This window comes from Proteus sp. G2675 (genome assembly GCF_963886535.1).
Lineage (GTDB): Bacteria > Pseudomonadota > Gammaproteobacteria > Enterobacterales > Enterobacteriaceae > Proteus > Proteus mirabilis.
The window spans coordinates 1-3,504 of the sequence record NZ_CAWPCB010000034.1 but is presented as its reverse complement, the minus strand read 5'-3'; the positions used below and the strand labels follow the sequence as shown (position 1 = coordinate 3,504).

The 3,504-nt window shown below is 38.3% G+C and carries 5 protein-coding genes; 1 reads left to right on the top strand and 4 read right to left on the bottom strand.

What is annotated here, in order from left to right; translation table 11 throughout:
• Positions 1-220 precede the first annotated feature (220 nt).
• On the bottom strand, positions 221-784 hold the full coding sequence (locus AACQ49_RS09080) for a hypothetical protein (protein WP_161778817.1): 564 nt from the start codon (positions 782-784) through the stop codon (positions 221-223).
• A 473-nt stretch (positions 785-1,257) separates the two neighbouring features.
• Here AACQ49_RS09080 and istA point away from each other — a divergent pair, with 473 nt between their 5' ends.
• Entirely contained in the window at positions 1,258-1,827 is a 570-nt protein-coding gene (istA, locus tag AACQ49_RS09075; RefSeq protein ID WP_080974161.1) for an IS21 family transposase, read from the top strand.
• Between the two features lie 203 nt (positions 1,828-2,030).
• Here the strand turns inward: istA and AACQ49_RS09070 are convergent, their stop codons facing one another.
• The 3 genes from AACQ49_RS09070 to AACQ49_RS09060 form a co-directional block, all read right to left on the bottom strand.
• Positions 2,031-2,366, bottom strand: a complete 336-nt coding sequence (locus tag AACQ49_RS09070) for a hypothetical protein (protein WP_049202934.1) — start codon at positions 2,364-2,366, stop codon at positions 2,031-2,033.
• Entirely contained in the window at positions 2,359-2,886 is a 528-nt protein-coding gene (locus AACQ49_RS09065) for an RHS repeat-associated core domain-containing protein (RefSeq protein ID WP_193222889.1), read from the bottom strand. Before AACQ49_RS09065 ends, AACQ49_RS09070 begins: the two co-directional genes overlap by 8 nt.
• 15 nt (positions 2,887-2,901) lie before the next feature.
• The coding region (locus tag AACQ49_RS09060; RefSeq protein WP_237612788.1) for an RHS domain-containing protein at positions 2,902-3,504 on the bottom strand (603 nt) is incomplete at its 5' end.

Here is a 3,504-nt window from a genome sequence, read left to right as displayed (position 1 = left end):
TCTAAACAGCGTTTACCGTCTTTAAGCCAGTGCTCAACCACTCGCCACTCAGGTTCATTGTCTGATAATGGTAAAGCGAAATACAGACACAGACTTTCATAACCATTACCTGCTAAATATTGACTAGTAACGATAATTTTTAAATCACGACTTTTTTTGACACAAAAAGTCTAGTAACTGGTTAGTCAATAATTGAAAAATTTTACTTTCTTTTTTATTTTTACGATAATTCTATTTCCACTGAAAAATCGAAAGCCATTAAACCTGCATCTTCTACTCTTTGTTTAAATTTATCCGTAACAAAGATTCGGCTAATATCCTCATCAATAGTAAATAGATACTCATCAGTAATGTTATTTTTTATGAGAACTGGCTTCTCAATCATTAATCCATTGGGATATTCCCGATAAATAGAATTTGTTCTGTCAAAACATCCTGAAAGTGAATTAGTTGGATAATAACCAACAAATTTCTTCCGTTTGCTCTCAGTCTTAACGGGTAATACTTGTCCTCTTGAACTCAAAATATCAGATAAAGACACCAATGCATCTTCACTAAAAACCATAAATGGCGACAAAAAACTACTAAAATCAAATTTATAATTCTTTCTTCCAAAATCATTGGAATTTAACTCTAATGAAATTGCAGTATAGTCATCAGTAAATTTAGACCATCGCTGATCCATCGCTCTCCCTATTATACTTTCTTCTCCATCAGGATAATTTTGAATAAAAGAACTATAGTTTTCCAAATCTGATTTTAAATAATAGACTTTATTAATCATAATATAGTTTTCCATTTAGCATTTCTACTAGCAGAGGATAGGATTTCTCGAATTTCAGATAATGTATCTATTACCCCTTGTTTACCTCCTTCTTTATCAGCCCTAATAATCCTTTCATTCACAGTATCACTGATCATGCAAAACTGATCCACTTGGTATTATCCGTACATTTTGTACGGGGAATTTATGATAACCAAGGAGATATTTGTGGATATTCATGTTCGCTTTACACAAGGTCAAAGCATCCAAAAAATTGCCCGTGAACTGGGTATTTCCCGCAATACTGTTAAACACCATTTACAGCAGGAACCGATGCCAACGTATACTCGACGCGCACCCAAACAGACCAAATTAGTGCCATTTGAGCCGTACTTAATCCAACACATCCAACTGGCTAAACCCGACTGGATCCCTGCAACTATCTTGTTTGATGAACTTTGTCAAAGGGGATATCAAGGTGCAGGATTGCGCAATTGCGTCGTTTCGTTTACCAGTTTAAACCCATTATTGCACCTGAGCCGATTGTGCGTTTTGAAACGCCTCTCGGTCAGCAGATGCAGATTGATTTCACCACTATTCGCCGAAGTAAACAGAAGCTAAAAGCGTTCGTGGCGACACTGGGCTATTCCCGAGCTTGTTACGTCAAGTTCTTTGATAATGAACGAGCCAGCACTTGGCAACAGGGGTTAAAAGAAGCGTTCGATTACTTTGGGGGCGTGCTTCAACAAGTACTTTGTGATAACGCCAAAGCCCTCATTGTCAAGCGAGACGCTTATGCTAAAGGTGAACATAAACTGCATGTTGAAATGCTTCAGATGTCAAAAAATTATAGTTTTAAGTTGACCGCTTGCCAGCCTTATCGGGCCAAAACGAAAGACAAAGTAGAGCGTTTTAACCATTACCTAAAAAATAGCTTTATCGTGCCATTTAAGGCGGAACTTCGCGCTCAAAACCTTGAATTGGATGTTGAGATAGCGAACGCAAAAATTGGTCCATGGCTACAGCGAAAATGGGGTGTTGGTAAGAATGTATTATTGCCATGAATGGCAACAACTTGAGCCCAATATCGAATTTGGCGTGAAGAGATAGAATATATTTTAGAAAGTTTCCGAGATGTTTCTCCCGCTAAACATTGGTTGGCAATGATGATTTTTAAATCGTGGATGTATTTTGACATAAAAAGAGCCCCAGTAATTGGTTGTCCAACTATTGGGGGTCACTTCAATCCCTTCCGGCTTTGTTTAATTTATTTAATCTTAAAAGGATGAAGTGCTTCTTTAAATACTTCTTGTAATACACTTTCATCCATTTTATTTATACTTTTCTCTTGATCATCATTGATTTTCTTTGTGATAAAATTTTCGTTATTAATATTCCTCTTACTATAAAACTCCTTGGCTGCTTTTCCAAAGCAATCAATGTCAATTAATTTATCAAAAAAACTATTAATTGAATAACTACTTGCATATTGTAGCGACTCATTTTCTTCACAAGAAAATTTAACGTACATTATTAGTTTTTTTAATGCATTAACTTCATCCTGCGTAATATCTATAGTTTTACTTTCTATATGTTCAACCACCGCATTTACTCCTAGCATTGAGTTGGTTATTAGTCATTTTATTGCGTGTTTCATAATCTATATGTGACACAATAGAATATGGGTTTTTTCCGGCATGTAAGATTTCCTTCATTTTCAATTTACCTGAATGAATATACTCAAATTCAGAAACTTTATTAATATTATTCAGTTGCACAGAATCAACTTTAAATATAATCGCATAATCACCACGTCCTACATACTTAGGATTATTGATGAGGAGATTTCGTGTAACATCATCAGGTATCATTAATATGTCGGTTACATAGACTTTCCCTTGGCTATTAGGATTCAAAACACCAGTTTTCATTATACTGTCAAAACCAGCTTTATCCGTATAATGAATAAAGGTGTTTTCATCAAGTAATCCCCACGGATCCACCCATGTCAATGGATTTGGCGCATAAGCATATAAGTTTATGCCCCCTGCCAACCCTATTGGGTCTTGTTGGGTAAAACGGCCTAAATCCGGGGCATAGTACCTGAACGTATTATAATGCAGGCCAGTATACTCGTATCATCCTGATACTCGCCCTACGGGCCAGCGCAAGCGCTGTTCAAATTTGTTCCCGACAAATTTGTCTTTGTCGAAATACTGCCCTTGAAAACGCAGGTTCTGTTCACGATTAAATGTGCTTGTGGGGCGGGTTTGACGCTGTAAATGCCCCCAAGCACTGTATTGCCCTTGCCAGACTATTTCACCCTCACTGTTGGTCAACGCTTCCGGTAAGCCTCTTAAACTGCTGTGCGTATAATAAATCGCCCGTTGCGGATTAAGCGGGTTATCCGTACATTCAATGCGGGCAAGAGGGGTATAACTTTGGTCATTGTAAGCATGATAAACCGTGGTATGGGGCGTTGCGCTGCTGTTCTCAGACACCAGTCGCATCCCTACCCAGCCAAAGGTGTATACTTCATCCGGCTCATGTTGGTGATAGGTGACTGTGTTGGCAATCGCACTGGCTTTCCATAACCGTTTTTCAATCCGGCGCCCTAAAATATCGTAGCAGTATTCCGCTCGCTGATACCCTAAGGGCCCTTGGTCGATATCCACCGAGATAATGCGGTGGTCACTGTCATAGTGATAACGTTGCCCCGAGCTACTGCCTTTTTCATAGCG